Here is a 19,135-nt window from a genome sequence, read left to right as displayed (position 1 = left end):
ATCATTACAATTCTCGAGAAGCGTTTGCCTCCTTAAAAATTATACCTTGCCGACATCAGCACAATTCTGGTCTCTTGTTTGGAATAGAATTCCTGGGAAAATGAATTTGTCAATGCATTGCCTGCAAACCTTCTGGTGTCAAAAATATCCCTTACACTCAAAGAAATACTTCCCTTATCCTTAAATAGGGCTTTTTGTATAGTGCCATCTATATAGTATTGGGCTAAATCCCTTCCTTGGGCTTCAATTTCCGGTGAATCATAATTACCTGCAAATTGAAGGTTCAATCCAAATGGTAATTTGAAATCCTGTATCAGCTTGAGGTTCCAGGCATAACCCGAATTGGTGAACTCCTCGCTGATATTTGACCCGTCCACCAGAATCCTGTAGATCGTAAAACCTCCATTGATGGAATACCAACTGTTGACTTCACTGCTTCCAATCCATTCCAATCCATAGGATTCTGCAGAAAGCAGATTGTCCGGCTGGGAGAAAGAGATTCCATCTTCCACGGTGGTAATGAAATCAAGCTGACCATTTACCTTTCTATAAAATAGGTTGGTGGTCAAGCTGGAATTTTTGAAGTTGGCAATGTGACCGAGTTCAAATGAGTTGATCATTTCGGGCTGAAGTTCGGGGTTTCCTCGCCTTACATTTAAGCTGTCTGTGATATCTGGAAATGGATTTAACCTCCAAGCGGTCGGCCTGTCGATTCTTCTGCTATAGGTGAATTTTATCGAGTGAATATCACTGACATTATACATTCCCTGCACACTGGGAAATAGGTTGAAATAATTTTGTTTGTTTCGCTCATCAGTATTTTCGAGGTAAGTATCGACCACAGTCATTTCACCTCTCAGCCCAAGTCCATATTCAAACTTAGGTGTACTTGCAGAAAACAAGGCATACCCTGCATGAATTTGATCTTTGTATATAAACCGGTTACTGATCAGGTCATCTTCCAAAAAGCCACCCTCCGACTCATTAAACCTGAAGTATTGGTAGTCATTGTCAAATTTTCTAAGAATGGACTTTAGCCCTGTTTCAAATTTCCCATTTTTCAAAGGTTTGATGTAGTCTGCCTGAAATACCGATATATTACGCACTTCATCTATATAGGCCAATTCCTGACCTGTGAGATTTTCTGGAATTGGATTGAGTGTATTGTTGAAAATATCGATTTCTTGTGTTTTGAATTGATTCCTAAATGAATGGCTTGCCGTAGCCCGGAACAAATGCCCCTTTTCTTTGAAAGAATGTTCAAAAATCAAAGCGTTATCCAAACCTGTATCGGTTTCACTTTCATTATTTCTCCTCACATAGTCAAATGAACGGGGGTTGTTTCCGCCTCTCTCCAATTCTGCGAATAGGGTATTCACCTGCCTGTCAAGACTGGATTGAAAAACTCCCTCATAGCTCAATACACTGTTTCCGAAATAATATTCCGTGCCATAGGTTAAATTATGACCTGCATTTCTACTTGAGCTGGATGTATTTTGCCTTAATTCTTCCTGATCTTCGAATAAAATTCTGGTGTTACGTCTTTCACCTACATTTTTCCAGTCTCGGTAGTTGTAGCCGACAAAAGTATTCCATTTTGCATTGCGGTGGTTGATTCGAGCTCCCAAATTCGTCCTGTTTCTGGTTCCATAGGTTGCTTCAAGTCCACCGTGTGTGCCGAGGTCTGTGCCTTTTTTCAAAATGATATCAATGACACCACCTTCGGCTTCAGCATCATACCTTGCATTTGGATTATTGATTATTCTTATCTCTTCCACTGCGCTGGCCGGTAATTGATCCAGGTTTTGTGTAAGAGAGGAATTCCTTCCGTTGATCAGGATATTGGTGCCGGTACTGCCTCTAATAGATATACCGCCATCTTCAGCCACTGAAATAGAAGGTGTGTTTCTCAGGATATCAAGTAAGGTGCCTCCGATATTGGCCAAGTTGTTTTCTGGAGTAATTGTGATACCTTCCATACTTGTTCTGATAGGAAGTTTATTTGTTTGGACGACCACCTCCTCAAGGTTTTGGCTGTCTCCGGACATTTTGATCTCACCTAATTTTTTTGCTGAGTTGATGCTGATTTTTTCAATCACAATATCATCATAACCTATAAAAAAAGCCTTGAAAGTATAAATACCTTGTGGTGCCTGGAGTGAAAAATCACCATTTTGATCGGTGTCTGAAAATGTGAGTGGCTGATCCTGATTTTCTTGAGAAAACAAGGCTACTTGTACAAAAGCCATTGGTTCATTTGAATCATTATCCAAAAGCGTACCTGTGACAGGGTAGGTTTGGGCTGATACTTTTGTAAATGAAAGTAAGGAAATGAAAGTAAAAAGCAGAATGTATTTGGACTGAAGCACTTGTGATGTTGGTTTAATATTTCACTACAAAACTACAGTCACATTCTGATTCAATTTTGAAGATGCAGTTCAAAAATCAATTGTCATGGTGTGGATGTTGTCCTTATCGACAGCATAACAAAATCTAAAACCATATGTTTTACAAATTTGATTGACAATAGCCAATCCCAGGCCTACAGATTCTATGTGTTTACTTTCTTTTTTGAATCTTTCCATCAATTCAATCGGCTCTTGCTTCAAGGCCTCGCCTGAATTGGAGATTATCAATTGATGGGTGACAAGTGAAATTTTTATCCAACCACCTTTAAAGTTATGTTTAATGGCATTGCTGAGCAGGTTGCTGAACATGATTTCTGCAACAGAAGGATGGATGTTTACAAAAACCGATGGACTGATGTCTGACTGGAATTTGAGTTCACTTAAAGTGATAAGCTCTGATAGGATTTCTATGTTTTTTGTAAGTATTTCTGAAACATCAATTTTAGTACTTGCCTTGAATTCTTCATTTTCAAGTTTTGCCAATAGTCCTAGAGATTTTACTATCCGATGAATCCGCTCATTGTTCTGATATGCAGCATATATCAAGACGGCTTGCTCTTCAGTGATTTCGGAGTTCAAGAGGTTTTCCAATTTGCCGCTTACTACAGCTGTGGGGGTTTGAATTTCGTGGGAAATATTTTCAGAAAACTCCTTTATTTGTCGATAATCTACCAGGAGTTTTTGTGTCATTTTCTCTAAAAAACCATTGAGTTGATCAAATTCTGAAATCTTAGTATCTTCAAAAAGCAGAGGTTCATTTGCTCTAAAATCAAAATTTCTGATTTTTTGCAATGTTGAATGAAATGGGCGCAGTATCCTGTTCGAAATATTCCTAAAAAAGAAAACAATGAATGCAATTTGAATCAAAAAAACCAAAGCCATGGTGTAAACCACCGTTTCTGTGATGTCTTCTGCTTCCACTACAAGATTATAGTAGGAGATTCTATAATGCGTATTGCCGATTTTGAAAGACTTGGAGGCTTTGAGCTGTTTTTCTTCCCTATTCAATGGGTCATGGTAGGCTATGGTATCACTCAATACCAATCCTTCCTCTTTCAAATCAAAGGCGAGTTCGGTGATTTGCAGACGATCACTTTCTAAGGCACTTGGAGATACCCCATTACTGATTCTTTCTGCATAAGCTTCTATTTGCCTTTCCAGCTCCTTTCCCAATTCAAAATCTATTTCAGAAACCAGTTTGCGGTAAATGAAATATCCGCCAATGATTACAGCAAGCAATGTGATGATGAGGTATACGGCTGTTAGTAAATTGAGTAGTCTCATGATTGAATAGGCCCAAATTTATATCCAATTCCATACACTGTAGACAGGTAATCATGGCCACCCCCTTCCGAGATTTTTTTCCGGAGGTTTTTGATGTGTTGATAGACAAAGTCAAAGTTCGAAAGGTTATCCGTGTAATCACCCCAAAGGTGTTGTGCAATGGCATTTTTGCCCAGAACCCTGTTTTTATTGGTTATTAAAAAAACCAAAAGGTCAAACTCTTTTTTGGTTAAGTCCAATGGTTTGCCATGCACACTGGCTTTTAGGTTTTGATATTCTACTTCGATTTCTTCAAATTTCAATACCTCAGTTCCACCAAGTTTTGTCCTTCTGTAAATCGCCTTAATCCTTGCAAGAAGTTCTGCTAAGTGAAAAGGCTTTGGTAAATAATCATCAGCCCCAAGATCAAGACCTTGTAATTTATCTTCAAGTGAATTTTTGGCTGAAATAATAAGGACATTTGGTTTTGACTCCAACCCCTTGATGCTATTCAGCAGACCAAGCCCATTGCCATCAGGCAGGGTTAGATCCAACAATATACAATCATACTCATAGGAAAGTATTTTATCCTGTGCTTCAAAAAGATTCTCAGCTACCTCACAAATGATCCCTTCCTGCGAAAGATATTTAATGATATTGAGAATCATTTCCTGGTTATCTTCTACTAACAACACTTTCATAACCTTTTCTTCAACCAATGAAATTTTTGAATTGGATAAGTAAATAACTGAAAAAAGTTGAAGTAAATCTGAAGTTTGGATTTAATTGTAAAAATGGGCTTTGGCTATCAAATCCATAATGAGAAAATCTATCTTCGACTTGCTAGCAGTAAGAATGATCTCTAGTAGAAGGATAAGTCTCGAAAGCGGAATTGCCTCCAAGAAATCAGCACAAACTGAGTAAGAGCATGCGCAACTTGGGTCAACTTTCATCCATCTATTATTTTTAATATTTTTTGTATAAACAAGGTTTATATGCTTTTGACTCAAATAGATGCAGTATTTATTTGTTGGCTTTGTTTAAACTTCTTACGGAGCAATTTTTGAAACAAGACATTTTTATAAACCAAAAGATAAGCATTATGGCAGAAATTAGAATTGAAAAAGAATCGCCTAAATGGCCATGGATACTATTGATACTAGCTGTAGTAGCTGTCTTGATTTATGTATTTGCCTTTAATGGCACTGATGATCAAACAGATGAAAGAATGCAGCAAGATAGAAATGAAGAAACAACGGGTGATTTTTCGGATACCAGTCATGCTGCCGCAAATAATTCAGTGGTAGCGGTCTATGTAGACTACATCAAGGATGATCCTGATCAGATGGGACTGGATCACGATTTTACCAATGAGGCCCTTATAAGGTTGGAGAAAGCCACCAATGCGATGGCAGATGAAATTGGCTATGACATCAAAAAGGATATGGATGAGGCAAGGACTCATGCAGTTAAGATTACCAAAGATCCATTTGAAACAACTCATGCCAATTCCATCAGGAAATCAGCGGAAATTCTGGCTGAAGTATTACAGAATATTCAGGAAAGAGCTTTCTCAGGTTTGGCAAATGAAGCCAATGAAGTAAAAAATGCAGCAACTGCCATCGATCCCGAAGTACTTACTTTAGATCAAAAAGAAGACATTAAAAATTTCTTCAGAGAGTCAGCTGACTTGCTTGAAAAAATGAACAATAACGCTTATCAAATGCAAAATCATGTCAGAGAACAATAGAAAACTTTATTACCTAGACGACCTTTCCGATTATAAAGTAGCCTCAGATGACAGTGATGTCAGGGGTTGGGAAGTATTAGATGCTGAAAACCGTACGGTAGGAACAGTAGACCGTTTGCTAGCAAATAAGGAAACAAAAAAGGTTGTTTACTTGGACATTGAAGTAGACCAGAGTTTGATTGAAGTAGGTCATGAGATCTATAACAAATCCGCAAACGAAGGAGCGCACGAGTTTATGAACCAAGAAGGAGATAATCATTTGATCATTCCGATTGGACTTGTGAAGCTTGATACAGAGAACAAGAAGGTTTTAACTAACGAAATCGATCATACTACTTTTTCCAAAACCAAACGATTCAGTAAAGGACAGAATTTAGATCGTAATTATGAAGTTACAGTCCTAGAACAGTATTTCCCGGAAAACAGGGTCAATGAAGATGATCAGCTAGAGGATGAATTCTACAACCGTCAAGAATTCAAACATCCACGAGAAGAACATTGATAGTTCTTTTAAATCAATTAATATCTAAACCCCTGGAAATGTATTTTTTCCGGGGTTTTTACTGGAATGCCCAACCCACAAAAATCCCATAATTGGGTTTGAATACTTTTTCTGGCCCATATTGGTCCAGATTCGCTCCCAAACCAAAACTCAAGGCCTCTTTTTTGAGACCTGCACGTAGCTGAAGAAAACTACGGGCGTGTAAGTTTTCGGCAAATCCATGAATATACATGTATTGAAGTCTTGTGTACAAACCCAAGGAATCGTTGATTTTTGGCTTGTATTCATATATACCAAAAAGTTCCACACTTCTGCTTGAGTTGAGGAAAAATGAAGCAATAGAAACAGCTACCCACTCTCTATTGGCAAATTCATGTTGTACACCAGCCAATGGTGCAAAACCGACCTTATTATTGATAGTAGTACCCGCCACCAAGCCGAAGTTTTTATAAAAATTGTAACTGATCAGGACAGGCATTACCAAATCCATTTCATTCAGATCATTGCTGTAATCAGCAGTAAAAGTAGCCACACTCAAAAATCCAAATTTACTCTCTGGAGCAAATTCCTTTTTGACTACCATTTGAAAGAATAGCCTTTCGTGACCTGCCATAAATTCCACTGGTGTAGGAACTTTTGGTTTTTGGAACTGTGCTCTAAGTACGCTTGGCATTGCCAAAAGTAAGAGCAGTAGCAAATATAGCTTTTTGTTAAAATCGAAAATGTTGAATTGTGCCATGATCAGAACTTTTTTTTGCAAAGTTCAGCCAATTAGCCCAAAAAAAGGTTGTCCTATGTCAACGTTTTACAACTTCGACTTTAACCGACTTAAGGTGTGGGGAGTTATGCCTAGGTAGCTTGCTACTACTTTATTGGAAATGCGGCTTAAAATTTTAGGTTGGTTTTTTAACAACCATTGTACCCTTTCCAAGCTGTCAGTACCTTGAAAATCATAAATTCTCCTTTGGGTAGTGATGTAAGCTGATTCTAGAATATGTCTGTAAATTTTATTGATAGAAGGTTCAGACTCCACCAAGTCATAAAAGTCATCCTTGTGTATGATCAGCACTGTGGTTTTTTCCAGGCATTGGATGTTTTCAAAGGCAGGCAATCCGGTGATCAGGCTGGTGAAACTGGTGCCGAACTTGCCTTCAAAAGCGATGTAACGGGTATTTTCGATCCCTTCTTTGTTGGTGGTGAATAATCTCATGCAACCGGAAATGATAAAATAATTGTGTTTACACACTTCCCCTTCACGAAGTAAGTATTCGTTTCTTTTGAATGTCTTTTCTACAAAATATGGAGAGAGCCTTTCCAGAATCTTATCATCGGCATTGGCGTGGAATTTGAAATATTCTTTGAGTAAAGGGTGCATAGATTCAATTTCCCATTTTTTTTTGAATCTCAGTGGATTTTTGAATTAAGATTTCAGATTTTAGATTTAAAAAATCGCCAACATTCAAGTGATATGCAGTTTTGAAAGCTAGGCCTGATCGGGGCTGCCGCCATGATGTGCCCCCGGAGTATATCCTTGCGTCTTTGCGTGAAATAGATTTAAACTGTTTTTGAGTAAGGAGGGCAATCACTAACTTGTCCATTCATTCAGAAATTATGCTTGACAAAAACCTCAAAATCCGTTGTTGGATTGAAATGGACCAGGCCAAGTTTTTTGGACCAGGTCGAGCCAGGTTATTGGAACTGATTGAGGAATTGGGTTCTTTGTCCAAAGCGGCCAAAGCCATGAACATGTCCTACAAAAAAGCCTGGGATATGGTACAAGACCTCAATAATCGGGGTTCTAAGCCGTATGTACACCTGCAAAAAGGAGGGAAGGATGGCGGCTTTGCTGAATTGACCCCTCATGGATCTGCCTTACTTCAAAAATACAGAGAATTGGATCACCATCTTCAAGGTATTTCTAAAAGCCAAGAAGACCTTTTAAATCTTATTTAGAATGTCAAAACACATATTTTGTTTCAATTGTAAAAGCGATATATATATTTGTATATAACGATATCAACTCAATATGAAACCTTCCCACATATTCCTATTGGTTTCCATCATTTTGGTACATTTCTCTTGTGATGAGCCTTCTAAAGTCGGATTGATACATAATACTGTTTTGTCTTTTTCCGGAGATTTTCAACAACCATTTACCATAGATATGGATGGGTTGAAAGCAATGCCTGTGCAATCTGTCTTGGGAAAAGACAAAGACGAGCAGACTTATGAATTTCAGGGCGTTTGGTTACGTGACCTGATACAAAAAGCAGGAATTGAATTTGGAACAGGCCTAAAAGGTAAAAATCAGTCGCAATATATTTTGACGGAGGCATCAGATGGGTACAAATCAGTTTTTTCTTTGCCAGAAATAGATCCTGAGTTTTCCGGAAAACAAATTTTGGTGGCTTATGCTAGGGCTGGCGAACCTTTGGGAGAAGGAGTGGGGCCTTTCAGAATTATTGTGCCGGAGGAAAATCTCCATGCAAGGTGGGTAAGGCAATTGGTTTCTGTAAAGTTGGTAAAAATTGAATAGGCTTTGATGAAAATTACAAAAGCAGTGTTTTCTGTTATAATATTATATTTAATAGTCTTTTGGTTTGGACCGCAAGATCTTCAAGCCCAGGGTAAAAAAGCAACGGTAACGATTGCTGCTGCAGCTGATTTGAGGTTTGCCATGGACTCCATTATTCATCTTTACCCTAACAAGAGCGACGTTCAGGTGATTTATGGATCTTCAGGCAAGTTTTTCGAACAGTTGACAAAAGGCGCTCCATTTGATATTTATTTCTCGGCTGATATGGAATATCCCAAAAAGCTTGAGACGATGGGTAGGACTGGTTCGGAGATATATGCTTATGGGATAGGAAGGTTGGTCATATGGTCAAAAAGCAAAGGCATTGAACTCAACTCTGTAGAAGATCTTTCTTCTGATAACCTTAAGAAAATCGCCATTGCCAATCCACGCCATGCCCCCTACGGTATGCGTGCAGAGGAAAGTCTCAAGCATTATGGTGTTTATGAGAAAGTGAAACCCAAACTGGTTTTTGGGGAAAATATCTCCCAAACAGCACAGTTTGTAAGTACAGGCGCGGCAGATGCCGGTATAATTGCCTTATCATTGGCATTATCACCAACCATGCAAAAAATCAATTCTGATTTTATCCTTATCCCTGAAAATACCCATCGGCCTCTTTTGCAAGGTGCTATCATTACCCAAAGGGCAAAAGAAAACAAGGAAGCAAAAGCCTTTTTTGAATTTGTCCAAAGTGAGAATGCAAAGGCCGTTTTGGCTTATTTTGGATTTAGACAACTTTGACAACAATGGATTATACGCCTTTTTGGATATCGATCAAACTAGCGGGCATTACCACAGCGGTATTGTTTGTGATTGGTGTTCCTTTGGCATATTGGTTGGCATTCAATCCGCGCAGGTACAAGGTCTTGTTTGAGGCCATCGTGTCGCTGCCTTTGGTTTTGCCTCCTACAGTTTTGGGATTTTACATATTGTTGGTATTGAGTCCCGAAAGTGGGCTTGGTGCTTGGTTTGAAGAATACCTGGACTTGCGTTTGGTGTTCACCTTTGAAGGGCTTGTCATTGCATCTGTATTTTATAGCCTGCCTTTTATGGTGCAGCCTCTGCAGTCCGGATTTAGGTCTGTGCCGATTACATTGGTAGAGGCTTCTTACTCTTTGGGGAAAAGCACTTGGACCACATTGTTGCGGGTTATTTTACCCAATATGACAGGAGCTTTGCTTACAGCAGGGATATTGACTTTTGCCCACACTATTGGTGAATTTGGGGTGGTTTTGATGGTAGGAGGGAACATCCCCGGCCTCACTCAGGTGATTTCAATCAGTATTTATGATGAAGTGGAAGCGATGAATTATGGCTTAGCCAATGAATATTCCCTTATTTTGTTGCTCTTCTCTTTTGTGATCTTATCCCTAGTCTACCTTTTCAATTACCAAAAAAGAAAGGCGGTGAGGTTGTTATGATGGAGCTTGATATTAAGAAAAAACTTTCCGGTGCCAATGGACCATTCGAACTTCGAGTGCAAACTGAGATCAAGAAGGGTGAGTTCCTTACCTTATATGGTCCTTCCGGTGCAGGGAAAACCAGCGTGATCAGGATGTTGGCTGGATTGATGAAGCCTGATCAGGGAAGAATCTCTGTGAATGAGCAACTTTGGTTTGACAGTGTGCAAGGTGTTCACCTCAAAACAAGGCTACGTTCCATTGGGATGGTTTTTCAGGAATACTCCCTTTTCCCAAACATGACAGTCAGGGGTAATCTTGTTTTTGCTTTGCCAAAAGGAGAAAATGAAAGCTGGGTAGACCATATTTTAGGCATGGTTGGTCTCTTGTCACTTCAGGATAAAAAGCCAGGCTTGCTTTCAGGTGGGCAAAAACAAAGAGTGGCATTGGCTAGGGCTTTGGTCAGGAAACCTCAACTTTTGCTTTTAGACGAACCGCTTTCTGCTTTGGATACTGCTATGCGCAACAAACTGCAGGATGATATCTTACAACTCCATGCTGAATTGGGGCTCACCACTGTATTGATTTCGCATGATTACCATGAGGTGAAAAAAATGTCGGACAGGGTCTTGGTGATAGAGGAAGGGCAATTGGTCAAACAAGGCAAAGCTGAAGATATTTTTTAGGAATCACCGGTCATATTTGTAATCCTGCCATATAATCTGTTTTTTTAATTAATTGAGTGCCTAAGACTTAGAATCTTTAAAGGTCTTTTGCTATTTAATAATCATGTCTGACGAGATCAGAAAGTGTATTCCCTTAACCAAATAGCAGGGTTTAGTGCACTCTTTTTCACCCATAAGCCATTGTAAAATGAAACATTTCGGTGTATTGATTTTCTTCTTTTGCAGCTTTCAATATGCTTTGCAGGCACAAACAGACAAACCTAGTTTTTTGATTGGGGTGAATCCAAGTGTTACGGTTGAGCCATTTTACGAAAGGGGAGAATTTGATATCAATGTGCTTCCCGTTGTTTTTCAGAAAAGATTGGCCGAGCGGGTAGACTTGAGACTGACCAGTATTCTCAACTTAGGAATACGTAGCGAAAGAAATCAAATCAGCCATTATGGCTTGGAAGTAGCCTCACCCATTTTCTTTAAAAAAAATGAAAGCATATACTCTCAAGGCTTTTACACAGCACCGATAATTAGCCTTACTCAAAACAGACTAGAGCAGCATCACAACGTGGGGCTATGGGTAGAACCAGGATATCAATTTTATTTTGAAGACAAATTCTCTCTATCCCTAGGTTTACAATTTGGAGCGACATATTTTACCTATGCTACACAAGATGATAGTTGGGGATCACATTTTGGGGTTAAGGTGATTTTTGGAAGGTGGTTTTAAACAAAAACACCTCCGGAGTATCCATCCAGAGGTGCAATGTCATTGATTTGTAATTTTTATTTAAGCTTTCTCCAACTGTGGTGCAGGAACCGAACCCATTTTTTTCAAAAAGTTATAGTGAGATTTTACTGCCGAAAAGAAGGTTTCATTTTCATGATAGGGAAGACCAAATTCTTCAGCTGTGCTTTTCACAATTTCAGAAATAGCCGGATAATGGATATGGCAAATGTTTGGAAAGAGATGGTGCTCTATTTGATAGTTTAAGCCACCAAACATGGATGTGACAAAACCATTCTTCCTAGCAAAATTGGCAGTTGTTTTCATTTGATGAACAGCCCATGGATCAGAGATGCTTTTGTTGGTATTTGGTTCTGGCATATCAGTCTCCTCAACAAGGTGGGCCAATTGGAATACATTGCCCATTACCATTCCCTCAGCAAAATGCATTACCAAAAGAATGGCCAAAACTGTCGGCCATGTAAAAGGCATGAATACCAAAGGGAATACCAGGAACAAAGTATAGTAAAGTGCCTTATAAGCAAAGAGCTTGACATACTCTGAAGTAGGTGGTTTACTGTTTTTTTCTCTCAATGATTTGTCAAAAAACTTCATGTAATCCTTCTTAAAAAACCATGAAAGTGATGATAGAGAATACAACATAAATGAATAGATATGCTGATATTTATGTATCGGTTTCCATTCTTCGGTATCATTGATTCTGATGATGCCCGGTGCGACTTCCAAATCAGCATCATGTCCGACGATATTGGTATAGGTATGATGAATTTGATTATGTGTTATTTTCCATACATATTCATTGGCACCGATAAAATTGAAAAACCAACCTAAAGAGGAGTTTACCCATTTTTGGTCAGAGTATGAACCATGAAGCGCATCGTGGCATATATTAAAACCGATCAAAGTCATATTGATTCCCAATGAAGCTGCCAAAATAAAATGTACAATAAGTGGGAAATTACCAAAAACCAAGAGTACATAAAGACTTACCAAAAGTACCAGAAGAATAATGGTTTTTGAAACCATTTTCCAATTGGCTTTTTTGGAAATGTTATTTTCTTCGAAATAAGCATTCGTATTGTTCCGTACTGTTTGAAGAAATAAGGACCTATCGCTTTCTATAAATTTTAATTTTCTGGACATGCAGGTATTCTATCTAGTTTTACTCCTGGTTAGGGATTTGCTTTTTTAATAAAGGTTCTCAAAATATGAGATGTGGTTTTTAAGGATAAAAAGGACTTGAATCAAAAAAGTTGAAGATCTGCCAATATGGCTTCAAGCTCAGGTCTTGTTTTGACTAGTTTTGCTGAAAGCCTATCCAACATGCTTTCCCTAGTGCCTTCCTGATAATCAAAATCTTGGTCAACTAATTCTGGAAAGATTCTTTTCAACATGATTTTTTGTTCTCTCCAACTTCTTAATATGTTCATGGATACTAAATTTAACTATGTGATATGGTTGTAAACAGGTGTTTGGGGTGTGATTAAACAAAATCCATTTGTGAATTCTTATTTGATGATTCTTAAAATGCTATTTTACATAATTTAAGAGAAAATCAAAAGCTCTGCTTTTAACCTATTGCAAATCTACCTTATTACAAGGTAACACTAATTACATCATATAAAGTTTAACTTATATATTTCGCATGTTTTTAGTTGGGACGTTCTCCAAGTTTTTTTCATGTGTACGAGTAAATATTTTTCTCAATTATATGCCTTGAGGTCATTGATTAGGCTATAATAATTGTGGCAATTATGTAAGCATTAGTATTATTTTTATAAAGGTTTTTAAGTTAGAAACTGCAAAATTTGTATTACACAAACAGACAAAAAGAAATACCTTATTAAAACTTATCCTAATAAAATGTACGGAGGTGGTTTTAGTGATAAGTTAATAAGGGTTTTTTCAGGCTTGAAACTATCAGGATCTTTTGGTTTCAAGTCAATAACTGACCTGATATTTTTTCACCTTGACTTTTTTATAAATAGCAAACAGGAAAACACCAAAGTACTAAAAAGAAAGACTCTAAAATTAAATAAACGCTATAACTAACCGACTATAAAAGTTATGATAACAAAATTGAATTTGAAGAAAAAATATGATGTAGGCGATGAAGTATGTTCAAAATTAAGCCCGGATGAGGTCTTGATTGTGAAAAGGCATGTTGATGGCTTGTATTTTTGCAATATTAAAGGCACCTCAGAAAAAATAGAAAAAGCATATTTTGAAATTGAGCTAAAGGAATTGCCAAAAATGGTTTCCGAAGAGTATAAAATTAGACAAAGGCTTTACTGATTTTTTCAAACCGAATGACAAATAGCTGGCATGGAAATGTAAGTTGTTAGTAAATAAGTGGTTGTTTTTTGTTTTATAAGTACAGCTATATTTCTTTCAAAATAAGATAAGAATATGCCGACAGAGCTAGTTCATTTTCCAAAACCACTTCAGTATCCAGCAATACATTAAGCCATTTACTTCCTTTTAATGAATCAGGAATTTGTATTTCACTGTCTTTTCCTAAGGTATTGACCAGAACTACCACCTCCTCATTTTGGAAGGTTTTTTTGAAAGACAAGATAGCGGCCGTTGAACCAAGATTTTCCAAGACTCCCTTTCTGACAGCATTACTTTCTGCTCTGAACTTCAAAATACGCTTGTATTCTTCGAGAATATGAGGATTTTGTGCCCAGTTGATCCTGTAATTTGTCCCGAAAAAGAAGGGGATTCTATCCGAAACTCCTATTTCCTGTCCATTATAGACCATTGGAACACCACCAAAATAAGAAGTGATCAAAAATGCAGCTAGGGATCCTTCAATTGTGTTGAAGACATTTTGAGGAGTGTCCTCCCATGCGTTGTCATCATGATTGGTGGTGAACCTTAAGATATCAGCGCCATTTGGGACATTCCTATAGTCAGCCTCATTGGAAGTAAATAAGTCACTTGCCTGTCTTTGTTCTCTAAAAACCTCTTTGAGCCTTGCTTGAAAATCCCAACCAAATATCAAGTCAAAGTCTGCATTGAACAGTTGTTTGTCAGCTGATTCTGCAAACATGATGATATCTCTGTCCGGAATATCCCTCAATTCTTCTATGGCTTCGGTCCAAAAATCAACTGGAACACCTCCCGCAAAATCACAACGATAGCCATCGACATTGGCTTCCAAGACCCAATACTTCATCACATCAATCATCTCCGACCGGAGAGTAGGATTATCGTAATTCAAGGCAGCCACATCACTCCAGTTCTCGGCAATCATGATATTACCTGATCCATCTTGCTTGTACCAGGATGGGTTTTCTGTTATCCACTTATTATCCCAGGCTGTGTGATTGGCTACCAAATCCAAGATGACAGCCATTCCTCGCTCATGAGCTTCCGATACAAGTTTTCTCAAATCTTCCATATTACCATAAGAAGGATTGATATCGTAAAAATCCCGAACAGCATAAGGTGAGCCAAATGCTTTTTCCTGTCCAATTGGATGTATAGGCATCAGCCAAATGACGTTTATTCCCAAATCCTGAATTTCATCTAGCCTTTGACGTACACCATCAAGATTTTTCTGTTGACTGAATACCAGTGGGTTGACCTCATACATATTGATGTCAGAGATTTCAGGTACTCCGGCGAATGGAGTACCGTATTGCACAAATTTTTCATCTTCAATGACTTTATCATTGTCAGGGAAATTTGTTTCAGTATTGCAAGACACCAAAAACAAAGTATATATAAAGGGGACAATCAGTGAATATGTTTTTTTCATCAGGTTTATCTATTTGATATGCTGCTTGGGTTTTTCAATCCTTTATTAGGATTATAGTTTTATTCTACAAAGTAGCCCGTCATTTTTCCTCATGACTAGGATATTAAAATTAACTCACTTAAAACTATTGACTATTGCCCAATCATTGACTGTTTTTTTAACATTAAATTTTCAATTTATATTTTTTATGTATATCCGCTTTCATGCCAGTAGAATCTAAATAATAGAATTAACCTGTGATTTCGAACCAACATCAATAAATATCCAATATCTATTAGTATCCGTTTGCCAATAAACCCTCGTTTAATTGATTAGTGGCATGATTGCGGATAATCATAATATTTTTCTTTTCGATTGGTAAATAGTTTTGCGATAAGGAATTATTTTGGTTCAAAAGGAGTCTTATTTTTACAAAGCCAGTGTCTTAATGGATGAAGCCGAATTGTTGCCTTAACCCATTAAAATTATCTTTAAAGGAAATTGAGCTTATTAATTATAGGGTTTTTGCTTATTGCATAAAGTTTCAAATATGGGTTTAACGATTGAAAATATATTATTAGTTGGGTCAGTATTGTTATTTATTAGCATACTTGCTGGCAAGACATCTTACAAATTTGGAGTCCCGACCTTGGTTTTGTTCTTGTTTATAGGAATGGCTGCAGGGACAAATGGCTTTGGGATTGAATTTGACAATCCACGTACAGCACAGTTTGTGGGCATAGTTTCTTTAAATTTCATTCTGTTTTCCGGAGGCTTGGATACTTCCTGGAGATCAATCAAGCCTGTCTTGGGTCAGGGAATTATGCTTTCAACTGTTGGGGTTCTGATGACAGCTGTTTCAGTGGGGGTTTTTGTCTGGTGGATTACAGATTTCAACATTTATGAAGGTCTACTCTTAGGTGCAATTGTTTCTTCAACAGATGCCGCAGCGGTCTTTTCAATTTTGAGGTCAAAGAGTCTTGCTTTGAAATATAAACTTAGGTCTACTTTGGAATTGGAGAGTGGGAGTAATGACCCCATGGCCTATGTATTGACCATTGCTTTTTTGGGCTTAGTCACCAATCCTGACTTGGGTTATTTGGAATTGGTAACCCTCTTTTTCAGTCAAATGATCATTGGAGCTGCTATGGGATTATTATTTGGTTGGATAAGCAAATTTTCAGTTAATAGGATAAATCTAGGTTTTGAAGGCCTTTATCCAGTTTTGGTGATTGCCTTAATGTTTGTCACCTTTTCCTTTACGGATTTGATTGGAGGGAATGGTTTTTTGGCGGTTTATCTGTGTGCCGTATACCTTGGGAATCAGGATTTGATCCACAAAAGAACGATTTTGAAGCTTTTTGATGGCTTGGCTTGGCTCATGCAGATTGTCCTTTTCTTGACTTTGGGGCTTTTGGTCAATCCTTCGGAAATCATACCGCTTATGGGTCTAGGTTTGGCCATTGGTTTGTTTTTGATTTTTGTATCAAGACCGATTGGAGTATTTGCTTCATTACTGCCTTTCAAAATGAAAATGCGAAGAAGGTGGTATGTATCTTGGGTTGGCCTGAGAGGTGCTGTACCGATAGTGTTTGCGACATATCCGCTCATTGCCGGCATTGACAAGGCCAATACAATTTTCAATATTGTCTTTTTTATTTCTTTGACTTCTGTCTTATTGCAGGGGACTACCTTATCCAGGGTGGCAGATTGGTTAAAAGTAGCCTTACCTGAAAAATTAAAACCGAGATCACCATTGGATTATTTTCTGGATGAACCTCCTAAAACTTCCATGGTAGAAGTCAATATACCGGAAGACAGTAAAGTGATTGGAAAAAAGATCCTTGATGTAGGCTTTCCGAAAAGTGCAATTATAGCGATGTTGAGAAGAAAGGGGAAGTACCTCACTCCAAACGGGCAGACTGAAATTGAAGCCAATGATCAATTACTGGTTTTGGCAGAAAATAAAAAATCCATAGAAGATGTCTTTCAAAGCTTACATCTTCCAGTCCCTGACATGAGTGATGACTGATCTTTATCCATTAAAAACGATGCACTTGAAGTGGCGCCCAAATATCTCATTGATCATGCTTGTTGTATTCAGCCTAAGTATTGTATTGGGGGTGTCGCTAAAAAAAGAGTATTTCTATGGACTTCACCATTCTGAATTACTGAATGAATATGGCGGGCAGTTTGATCTTATTTCTATCAACCCAAAAAATCAGTGTCAGCAGCTATTGCCCAAAATAAAAATTTCATCTTTTCAGGCTGATTTGTTTGGGAAAAATGAAGGTTTTGAGCAAAATGTTTTTTCGAATTTTTTATTTGCTCAAAGCTTTGGTTTTAATTTCCCTTTTAAAAAATCCAAAATAGGAAGATTTTACTACTTTCATGGCTTTTGGTGAGATTGTCAATTATAGGGCTTTGTGCCCATTTTATAATTTTCAAATTATCTAAATCAAAAAACCATGGACTATAATACTTTGGCCCTATTGCTTTTAATTATTCTAATCATATTTATACCTTATTTAATATTCAAAAAGGAAAAAATCAACTCCGAAGGAACTGCTGGTAAACTATTTAATGCCTATGCTGAAAGGCTAGAGGTTAATTGTGATATAGTTGATATATGGAGAGATACTTATGGGATTGGCTTTGATTCCAAAAAGAAAACACTCATTTATGTCAATGTAGTCAGTAATGTTCAAAGTTGTATTGGATTAGAAGATTGTAAGGAAGTTTACCTTCATCAAAGCGAACAAACCAATACCAATTTTGGGAAAAATAAAGTAAAAATTGAGTTTGTTTATTTGAAAATTATACCTGATTCAATCCACGAAGAGGCTTATAACATAGAATTATATAACCACAATTTGCATGGGCTCGATGGAGAGTTACAACTTGGTCAAAAATGGAAAAAAATAATTGCAACGCATATTGGTTAGTTTACCAATCATTTTGTTGACGAAGATTTCGAGACGCATAAATTACTAGAGTTTATTTATCCAATCTTACAATAGATAGGGTTTTGGGAAGAATGAATAAATGAGTCAAAAAGTTAATTAGTAGCCGGTACCAAATTAACAATCCTTAACCCACCTAGTTGATATTGGGTCTACTATTTGCGTAGACCCAAAATATGAACAGTATGAACTACTATATTTTCAAGGTATTTTTGATTTTTGTCTCTTTGCCTTTTCTGATTTCACAAAGGGTTCCGCAGGCCAAGTACTTGCCATTGATACCTATGTATCAGGATTCGCTTTTTTCGGGACCGAAAACTGTCGGTAGATTGGAGAATAGGGAAATTGATGAAGCCAGTGGATTGGCTTTTTCAAGAGTGCATGCTGGGATCCTCTATACCCACAATGATAGCGGTGGTGATCCTTTCGTGTTTATCTTGGATACTTTAGGGAAAGACCAAGGGAAAATCATTCTGGAAGGAGTCAAAAACAGGGATTGGGAAGATATAGCAGTAGGACCGGGGCCTCAGGCCAATACTTCATATATCTATGTGGGCGAAATCGGGGACAATAATGCAGGGCATCGTGAAATACAAATCCATCGCTTTCCTGAACCAAAGAAGCTTGAAAAATCACAAAAGGTCAAACCTGAAACATTGACTTTGGTCTACCCCGACGGGCCTAGAGATGCCGAAACGCTGATGATTGACCCCATCACAAAGGATATTTTTATTCTTTCCAAAAGAGACAGTGCTAACATCCTCTATAGGACCACGCAGGATGCGTTTGGAAAAAAGGGGAAAGTAGAACTTGAGAAGGTGATGACTCTTGACTTTACCATGTCCGTGGCAGGAGATATTTCTTCAGATGGCTCGCAGATACTGATCAAAAATTACCTTGCTGTTTTTTATTGGCAGCGAAATCCTGGAGAAACAATTCCTGAAGCGCTGTCCAGAAATCCGGTGATCTTGCCTTACAAACCCGAGCCACAAGGTGAAGCCATTGCTTTTGACCCATTGGGGAAAAGTTATTTTACGCTGAGTGAAAAAAGGTTTCAAATAGAACCTGTCTTGTACCGGTATCACAAAAAATAACTAATTT

21 protein-coding genes are annotated in these 19,135 nt (G+C 37.8%); 13 read left to right on the top strand and 8 right to left on the bottom strand.

Annotation, left to right across the window (positions count from 1 at the left end):
- Window positions 1-32 precede the first annotated feature (32 nt).
- The 3 genes from CLW00_RS17730 to CLW00_RS17720 all read right to left on the bottom strand — a co-directional run bounded on the left by CLW00_RS17730 (window position 33) and on the right by CLW00_RS17720 (window position 4,372).
- Window positions 33-2,369, bottom strand: a complete 2,337-nt coding sequence (locus tag CLW00_RS17730) for a TonB-dependent receptor (RefSeq protein ID WP_245917358.1) — start codon at window positions 2,367-2,369, stop codon at window positions 33-35.
- Window positions 2,370-2,438: 69 nt separating this feature from the next.
- Complete coding sequence (locus CLW00_RS17725; RefSeq protein ID WP_106135043.1) at window positions 2,439-3,692, bottom strand: sensor histidine kinase; 1,254 nt, start codon at window positions 3,690-3,692, stop codon at window positions 2,439-2,441.
- Window positions 3,689-4,372, bottom strand: coding sequence for a response regulator transcription factor (locus tag CLW00_RS17720; protein ID WP_106135042.1), 684 nt, complete (start codon window positions 4,370-4,372; stop codon window positions 3,689-3,691). The genes CLW00_RS17725 and CLW00_RS17720 overlap by 4 nt, the downstream gene beginning before the upstream one ends.
- A gap of 401 nt (window positions 4,373-4,773) precedes the next feature.
- On the opposite strand from CLW00_RS17720, the gene CLW00_RS17715 reads away from it, so the two are divergent.
- Together CLW00_RS17715 and CLW00_RS17710 are read left to right on the top strand one after the other, a co-directional pair.
- Window positions 4,774-5,421 carry a hypothetical protein gene (locus CLW00_RS17715; RefSeq protein WP_106135076.1) on the top strand — a complete coding sequence of 216 codons (648 nt, stop codon included), beginning with the start codon at window positions 4,774-4,776 and terminating at the stop codon, window positions 5,419-5,421.
- Window positions 5,405-5,923 carry a PRC-barrel domain-containing protein gene (locus CLW00_RS17710; protein WP_106135041.1) on the top strand — a complete coding sequence of 173 codons (519 nt, stop codon included), beginning with the start codon at window positions 5,405-5,407 and terminating at the stop codon, window positions 5,921-5,923. Before CLW00_RS17715 ends, CLW00_RS17710 begins: the two co-directional genes overlap by 17 nt.
- Before the next feature lie 58 nt (window positions 5,924-5,981).
- On the opposite strand, the gene CLW00_RS17705 is transcribed toward CLW00_RS17710, so the two are convergent.
- Together CLW00_RS17705 and CLW00_RS17700 are read right to left on the bottom strand one after the other, a co-directional pair.
- Window positions 5,982-6,662, bottom strand: coding sequence for a hypothetical protein (locus CLW00_RS17705; RefSeq protein ID WP_106135040.1), 681 nt, complete (start codon window positions 6,660-6,662; stop codon window positions 5,982-5,984).
- Window positions 6,663-6,728: 66 nt separating this feature from the next.
- Window positions 6,729-7,298 (bottom strand): Crp/Fnr family transcriptional regulator, encoded by a 570-nt coding sequence (locus CLW00_RS17700; RefSeq protein WP_106135039.1) that lies wholly within the window; start codon window positions 7,296-7,298, stop codon window positions 6,729-6,731.
- A gap of 236 nt (window positions 7,299-7,534) precedes the next feature.
- On the opposite strand from CLW00_RS17700, the gene CLW00_RS17690 reads away from it, so the two are divergent.
- From CLW00_RS17690 to CLW00_RS17665, 6 genes are all read left to right on the top strand, one after another.
- The gene (locus CLW00_RS17690; RefSeq protein ID WP_170073246.1) at window positions 7,535-7,876 is read left to right on the top strand and encodes a winged helix-turn-helix domain-containing protein; all 342 of its coding nucleotides are present in this window, start codon (window positions 7,535-7,537) and stop codon (window positions 7,874-7,876) included.
- A gap of 73 nt (window positions 7,877-7,949) precedes the next feature.
- On the top strand, window positions 7,950-8,459 hold the full coding sequence (locus CLW00_RS17685) for a molybdopterin-dependent oxidoreductase (protein WP_106135037.1): 510 nt from the start codon (window positions 7,950-7,952) through the stop codon (window positions 8,457-8,459).
- A gap of 6 nt (window positions 8,460-8,465) precedes the next feature.
- A complete protein-coding gene (gene modA, locus CLW00_RS17680) occupies window positions 8,466-9,242 on the top strand; it encodes a molybdate ABC transporter substrate-binding protein (protein ID WP_106135036.1) in 777 nt (258 codons plus the stop codon).
- A gap of 5 nt (window positions 9,243-9,247) precedes the next feature.
- The gene (modB, locus tag CLW00_RS17675) at window positions 9,248-9,922 is read left to right on the top strand and encodes a molybdate ABC transporter permease subunit (protein ID WP_106135035.1); all 675 of its coding nucleotides are present in this window, start codon (window positions 9,248-9,250) and stop codon (window positions 9,920-9,922) included.
- Entirely contained in the window at window positions 9,919-10,587 is a 669-nt protein-coding gene (locus CLW00_RS17670; protein WP_106135034.1) for an ATP-binding cassette domain-containing protein, read from the top strand. The genes modB and CLW00_RS17670 overlap by 4 nt, the downstream gene beginning before the upstream one ends.
- Window positions 10,588-10,774: 187 nt before the next feature.
- A complete protein-coding gene (locus CLW00_RS17665; RefSeq protein ID WP_106135033.1) occupies window positions 10,775-11,308 on the top strand; it encodes a hypothetical protein in 534 nt (177 codons plus the stop codon).
- Window positions 11,309-11,368: 60 nt separating this feature from the next.
- On the opposite strand, the gene CLW00_RS17660 is transcribed toward CLW00_RS17665, so the two are convergent.
- Both CLW00_RS17660 and CLW00_RS17655 read right to left on the bottom strand, forming a co-directional pair.
- On the bottom strand, window positions 11,369-12,469 hold the full coding sequence (locus tag CLW00_RS17660; RefSeq protein ID WP_106135032.1) for a fatty acid desaturase family protein: 1,101 nt from the start codon (window positions 12,467-12,469) through the stop codon (window positions 11,369-11,371).
- A 101-nt stretch (window positions 12,470-12,570) separates the two neighbouring features.
- Window positions 12,571-12,756, bottom strand: coding sequence for a general stress protein CsbD (locus tag CLW00_RS17655; RefSeq protein ID WP_106135031.1), 186 nt, complete (start codon window positions 12,754-12,756; stop codon window positions 12,571-12,573).
- A 637-nt stretch (window positions 12,757-13,393) separates the two neighbouring features.
- Between CLW00_RS17655 and CLW00_RS17650 the strand changes: the two genes are divergently transcribed.
- Window positions 13,394-13,621, top strand: coding sequence for a hypothetical protein (locus CLW00_RS17650; RefSeq protein ID WP_106135030.1), 228 nt, complete (start codon window positions 13,394-13,396; stop codon window positions 13,619-13,621).
- Window positions 13,622-13,706: 85 nt separating this feature from the next.
- Here CLW00_RS17650 and CLW00_RS17645 read toward each other — a convergent pair whose 3' ends face one another.
- Window positions 13,707-15,092, bottom strand: coding sequence for an alpha-amylase family glycosyl hydrolase (locus CLW00_RS17645; RefSeq protein WP_106135029.1), 1,386 nt, complete (start codon window positions 15,090-15,092; stop codon window positions 13,707-13,709).
- A 529-nt stretch (window positions 15,093-15,621) separates the two neighbouring features.
- On the opposite strand from CLW00_RS17645, the gene CLW00_RS17640 reads away from it, so the two are divergent.
- The 4 genes from CLW00_RS17640 to CLW00_RS17625 all read left to right on the top strand — a co-directional run bounded on the left by CLW00_RS17640 (window position 15,622) and on the right by CLW00_RS17625 (window position 19,128).
- Window positions 15,622-17,103: a potassium/proton antiporter gene (locus tag CLW00_RS17640; RefSeq protein WP_106135028.1), complete on the top strand. Its 1,482-nt coding sequence runs from the start codon at window positions 15,622-15,624 to the stop codon at window positions 17,101-17,103.
- A 55-nt stretch (window positions 17,104-17,158) separates the two neighbouring features.
- On the top strand, window positions 17,159-17,476 hold the full coding sequence (locus CLW00_RS17635) for a hypothetical protein (RefSeq protein WP_146131449.1): 318 nt from the start codon (window positions 17,159-17,161) through the stop codon (window positions 17,474-17,476).
- A 63-nt stretch (window positions 17,477-17,539) separates the two neighbouring features.
- Window positions 17,540-18,016 (top strand): hypothetical protein, encoded by a 477-nt coding sequence (locus CLW00_RS17630; protein WP_106135026.1) that lies wholly within the window; start codon window positions 17,540-17,542, stop codon window positions 18,014-18,016.
- A gap of 203 nt (window positions 18,017-18,219) precedes the next feature.
- Window positions 18,220-19,128 (top strand): hypothetical protein, encoded by a 909-nt coding sequence (locus CLW00_RS17625; protein ID WP_211300217.1) that lies wholly within the window; start codon window positions 18,220-18,222, stop codon window positions 19,126-19,128.
- The last annotated feature ends 7 nt before the right edge of the window (window positions 19,129-19,135 follow it).

Source organism: Mongoliibacter ruber (assembly GCF_003003005.1).
GTDB classification, from domain to species: domain Bacteria; phylum Bacteroidota; class Bacteroidia; order Cytophagales; family Cyclobacteriaceae; genus Mongoliibacter; species Mongoliibacter ruber.
This window is presented reverse-complemented; position numbering and strand designations above follow the sequence as displayed.